Below are 4,275 nucleotides of genomic sequence, written 5' to 3'. Positions count from 1 at the left end.
TCACGCGCATGCCGATGCTCCAGTTCAACGCCAAGGATGACGTGCAGCAGCGGTTCCTGAATGCCCACGGGGTGACTGAGACACCGCCCAAGCACCTCATTCCGTCGTCGGAAGCGTTCCTCGCGGCACTCCGGGCAGGGCTGGGCTGGGGGATGATCCCGGAGTTGCAACTCGGAACGGACCTCACGGACGGATTCCTGGTGATGCTGGAGGAAGACGCGTACCAGGACGTGCCCCTGTACTGGCAGACGTGGACGCTGAAGTCCGAACGCCTCAACCGGATCACCGAGGCCATCCGCAGGGCCAGCCGCCAGTTGCATTGAGTCGGCAGGGCACGCCCCGAATAACCGGCCATCAGGGGTGTGTCCTGCCAACTCAACGCGGGGTCAGAGCTGCAGCCGGTACCCGCGCTTGATCACCGTTGCCACCAGTCCAGCCTCGGGCAGTGACTTCCGGAGGCGGCTGATCGTCATGTCGAGCGCGTGCTCGCCCGCATCGCCCGCAAGGACGCCGGCCAGCTGTTCCCGCGACAGTACGGCTCCGTTAGCTTCGATCAGCGCGCGGAACAGGCTCATCGGTGCCGGCGCCAGTTCCACGGCCTGCCCGTTGATGCGCAGGTTCTTCCCGCGCAGCTCGATCAGCCCGAAGCGGCTCGGATACTGCATCACCCGGTGCTGGCCCAGATATTCGCCGACCAGCCTGATCAGCGCGCCCATGCGGTAGCGCTCCGGAATCAGCGGGGACACTCCCGCGTCCACCAGGGGCTGCGCTGTCACAGGCCCGACGACGGCGGCCGCCACCGGCCCTTTCAGTGCCTGGATGAAGGTCTCCCGGCACCCCATCTCGGACGCCGTACTGAGTACAGCGTCGACGGCCGGGGCACTGGTGAACGTGACGACGTCGAGCCCGCCGCTGCAGACGGCCTCGATAAGCCGGGGTAGCTGGTCGGCCCCGGCAGGCTTCACCCAGCGGTAGGGCGTTGCCGTGAGGACGGTGGCCCCTGCCTGCCGCAACCTGTCGAGCTGGCGGTAGTCGGTGTAGCCGTGAAGCTGAACGGCCACGATCTTTCCGCGCAGCTCAAGCCCGAGCATCATGTTCACGAGGGAGGCCGTCGTCTCGTCGTGACTGATGCCGACGTCGTTCAGTCCCGCGGCTCGAACAGCACCGCGTGCCTTCGGTCCGCGGACATAGATTTTCGCCTCGCCGAGCACCGCAAGGAGGGCATCGCCGACGCCGGCGGCATCCGCGGCCTCGGACCACCGGCGCAGTCCGTAGGCGGTGGTGACCACCGCGTAGTCGGGGCGGGCAGCGATGATCTGCCGGGTGTCCTCGATCAGCGGCAGGTCGGCAGCCACCGGCGCAATCTTCAGCGCCGGAGCATGCAGCACCGTTGCACCGCGCCGCTCGAGCGCGTCAATCAGGTCACCCGAGCGCCGGTCAGAGGTCACGCCGATACGGAAACCGGCCAGCGATCCGTCAGCCGGAGCATCGGGAAGGGCCGGCGCGGTCACTGTCACGACACCACCAGGGGCCGGCTCAGAACCTGCTCAAGCGTCGCCTGAAAGTCGCGGTGCTGCCGCACCACCTCACCGATCACGACGACGGCGGGGGACGTGCAACGGGCCAGCCCGGCTGCCGTGACAGCCTCGCCCAGGTTGGTGACGGTGGTTCGCTGCTCGGGGCTGTACCCCTTCTCGACGATCGCGACGGGCACGGTCGACGCCAGCCCCGCCTTGCGCAGGCCGGACGTCAACTGCGGAAGTGTGCCGATGCCCATCAGGACAACGATAGTCCCGCCGAGCTTCGCCAGCGCATCGAGTTCCTGCTCCGTCAACGGCTGGTGTCCCGACACGACCGTGAACGCATGGGCAACGCCACGGTACGTGACGGGGATGCCCGCTGCAGCCGGGACCGCGATGGAACTGCTGATCCCAGGCACCGTGGTCACCGGGATGCCGGCAGCCACGCACGTGTTGACCTCTTCGCCGCCGCGCCCGAACACGAACGGATCACCGCCCTTGAGCCGCACGACGTGATGCCCTTCCCGGGCCTTGGCAACCATGAGCTTCTCGATGTCCGTCTGGCTGACCGGGTGATGCCCAGGCGTCTTCCCGACGTCGATCAGCTCGGCTCCCGGTGCCAGCTGCGGCAGCGTCCGGTAGGGTCCCAGCCGGTCATAAAGTACGACGTCGGCCTCCCGCAGCGACTGCTTGGCGCGCACCGTCAGCAGGTCCTCCACTCCCGGACCGCCGCCGATCAGCGTGACCCTGCCACCCGGTGGGGCAGCCTCTTCGGAAGCGGTGAGGATGCGGCGCTCGCGGCATGCCTCGCGTAGAGGTGCCCAGCTGTTCTCATCAATCACGCCGCCGACGTCGTCGGAACTTTCCACCACCACTGTGAGGCTGACTGCGTCCAGCAGCCGCGGGTGAAACTGCCCCGGTGTCGCAATGCGGCGCACGGTGGCACCGCCGGCGCTGTACCGGCGGACGGTGCGGCGGGCCGCCGTCGTCGTGCCTGCGATAAGGACGGTCAGTCCCGCGCAGTCGAGGATCAGCTCAGTTCCAGTGGGCTGCGTGCTCATTCTGCTGCCTCCAGATGCTTCGCCATTCCTGGCCGGACCGGGATGCCCGCGCCCAGCAGGACCGGACCCGTGCCCGCCTGCGCGGCCGCGCGCTCTTCTTCGGTCGCGGGCCGGATCTGGCCGCGCTCGGGAACGTTCGCGATCCAGTCGTCCTTCTCATGCGGTGCGTTGACGAAGGAGCGGAACCGGCGCAGGCGCTCGGGGTCCTTGAGCGTGGCCGCCCATTCGTCCTCGTAGTTGTCGATGTGCCGGGCCATCGCCGCCTCGAGGTCCTCAGCGATGCCGAGTGAATCGTTGATGATGACGTCCTCGACGTGCTTGAGGCCGCCGTCGAGCTCGGCCTGCCAGGCCGCCGTGCGCTGCAGCCGGTCAGCGGTGCGGATGTAGTACATGAGGTAGCGGTCGATGTACCTGATGAGGGTGTCGTCGTCGAGGTCCTTGGCGAGCAGCTGCGCATGGGCCGGCGTCGCGCCGCCGTTGCCGCCGACGTAGAGGTTCCAGCCATCGGATGTGGCGATGATGCCGACGTCCTTGCCGCGGGCTTCCGCGCACTCGCGGGCGCAGCCGGAGACGCCGAACTTCAGTTTGTGCGGGCTGCGCAGACCCCGGTACCGCAGCTCCAGCTGGATGGCCATCGCCACGGAGTCCTGAACGCCGAAGCGGCACCAGGTCGAGCCGACGCAGGACTTCACGGTCCGAAGGCTCTTGCCGTACGCCTGGCCGGACTCGAAGCCCGCGTCGACGAGGATCTTCCAGATCTCGGGGAGTTCCTCCAGTCTCGCGCCGAACATGTCGATGCGCTGGCCGCCGGTGATCTTCGTGTACAGGTTGAAGTCCTGGGCGACTTTCGCGATGACGCCCAGCTTCTCCGGCGTGATCTCGCCGCCCGGGATGCGGGGCACCACCGAGTAGGTGCCGTTCTTCTGCATGTTCGCCAGCGCGCGGTCATTGGTGTCCTGCAGGATGCCGCGGCCGCCGTCGAGCACGTACTCGGCGCGTTGGGAGGCGAGGATGGACGCGACAACCGGCTTGCAGATATCGCAGCCGAGTACGCCGGACTCGGGGACGCCGAAGCGCTCGATGATGCCCTCGAAGCTGTCGAGTTCCAGGACCCGGACGGCTTCGAAGAGCTCGGGGCGGGACATGGTGAAGTGCTCGCACAGCGCCTTGGAAACCTCGATGCCGCTCTTCTTCAGCTCGCCCTCGAGGAGCTTCTTGAGCATCGGGACGCAGGAGCCGCAGCCGGTGCCGGCCTTGGTGCAGCCCTTCAGCGGCGCCAGCTCGCGGACGGGCTCGGAACCCTCGCAGGTGCCGCAGCCGTTGACGGCGTCGCGGATGGAGCCGGCGGAGACGTTGTTGCAGGAGCAGAGGATGGCGTCGTCGGGCAGTTCGGTGTCCGGGGCTTCGCCGGCGCCGGCTGCCGAGAGGTAGGCGCCGGGTTCGGCGCTGAGTTCGCGTCCCAGCAGTGGGCGGAGCGCCGTGTAGGGGGAGGCGTCGCCCACGAAGATGCCTCCGAGGAGGGTCTTCGCATCATCGGTGACCACGAGCTTCTGGTAGAGTCCGCGGGCCGGGTCGGCGTAGACGATCTCAAGGCTGTGCTCGGTCTTGGCGAAGGCGTCACCGAACGCGGCCACCTCGACGCCGGAGAGCTTGAGCTTGGTGGCGGTGTCGAAACCCGGGAAGGTTGCGGTGCC

The 4,275-nt window shown here is 68.0% G+C and carries 4 protein-coding genes; 1 reads left to right on the top strand and 3 read right to left on the bottom strand.

Features of this window, described 5'->3' with window-relative positions:
• Positions 1-323, top strand: a 323-nt coding sequence (locus tag RIF85_RS14870; protein WP_375164864.1) for a LysR substrate-binding domain-containing protein, incomplete at its 5' end; no start/stop codon positions are given.
• A gap of 63 nt (positions 324-386) precedes the next feature.
• On the opposite strand, the gene RIF85_RS14865 is transcribed toward RIF85_RS14870, so the two are convergent.
• From RIF85_RS14865 to nirB, 3 genes are all read right to left on the bottom strand, one after another.
• Complete coding sequence (locus RIF85_RS14865) at positions 387-1,517, bottom strand: uroporphyrinogen-III synthase (protein ID WP_309072679.1); 1,131 nt, start codon at positions 1,515-1,517, stop codon at positions 387-389.
• A complete protein-coding gene (cobA, locus tag RIF85_RS14860; RefSeq protein ID WP_309072678.1) occupies positions 1,514-2,581 on the bottom strand; it encodes a uroporphyrinogen-III C-methyltransferase in 1,068 nt (355 codons plus the stop codon). The genes RIF85_RS14865 and cobA overlap by 4 nt, the downstream gene beginning before the upstream one ends.
• The coding region (gene nirB / locus RIF85_RS14855) for a nitrite reductase large subunit NirB (RefSeq protein ID WP_309072677.1) at positions 2,578-4,275 on the bottom strand (1,698 nt) is incomplete at its 5' end. The genes nirB and cobA, both read right to left, overlap by 4 nt.

Origin of the sequence: Arthrobacter sp. (assembly GCF_031179385.1) — a bacterium.
GTDB lineage: Bacteria > Actinomycetota > Actinomycetes > Actinomycetales > Micrococcaceae > Arthrobacter_D.
This window is presented reverse-complemented; position numbering and strand designations above follow the sequence as displayed.